Genomic DNA, 699 nt, shown 5'->3' on the forward strand with positions numbered 1-699 from the left:
AATAGAGAGGAAAAAGAAATGAAAAAATGGCAAACATGTCTCCTTGGAGTAGGCTCAATCTGTTGTTTGGCAGCCTGTTCGGCTAAAAACATGTCAGACGAGTCTACTATGAAGGAGCAATCCAAAACAGAACAAGTTAGTTCACAAACTGCGACTAAAGGTCAGGAAGTCGCTGATTTTGAATTGACAGGTGTAGATGGCAAGACCTATCGTTTATCTGATTACAAGGGCAAGAAAGTTTATCTCAAATTCTGGGCTTCTTGGTGTTCCATCTGTCTAGCCAGCCTTCCAGATACGGACGAAATCGCTAAGGATGCTGGTGATGACTATGTAGTTTTGACAGTGGTCTCTCCTGGTCATAAGGGGGAGCAATCTGAAGCGGACTTTAAGAATTGGTACAAGGGCTTGGATTATAAAAATTTTCCAGTTCTAATTGATCCATCAGGCAAACTTTTGGAAAGTTATGGTGTCCGTTCCTACCCGACTCAAGCCTTTATAGACAAGGAAGGCAAGCTGGTCAAAACACAACCAGGTTTTATGGATAAGGATATGATTTTAAAAGAATTGAAAGAAATGGGGTAGAGAAAGGCTATGAATGATAAAGTAAAACTTTTTGTCTTGGCAGGGGTTATTCTCCTAGCCATAACCGGTTTCTATTTTCTATTGATGCGAAATGCAGGGCAGACAGATAGCTCGCAA

General features: G+C 41.1%; 1 protein-coding gene and 1 pseudogene. Both read left to right on the forward strand.

All coding sequences use genetic code 11. The features are described 5' to 3' along the window. Positions 1-18: 18 nt before the first annotated feature. Positions 19-582 carry a redoxin family protein gene (locus GMD1S_RS08570; RefSeq protein ID WP_000759256.1) on the forward strand — a complete coding sequence of 188 codons (564 nt, stop codon included), beginning with the start codon at positions 19-21 and terminating at the stop codon, positions 580-582. Positions 583-591: 9 nt separating this feature from the next. Next, positions 592-699: pseudogene (locus tag GMD1S_RS11890) on the forward strand (peptide-methionine (S)-S-oxide reductase); the annotation flags it as partial.

This window comes from Streptococcus sp. GMD1S, assembly GCF_000296875.1.
Taxonomy (GTDB): domain Bacteria; phylum Bacillota; class Bacilli; order Lactobacillales; family Streptococcaceae; genus Streptococcus.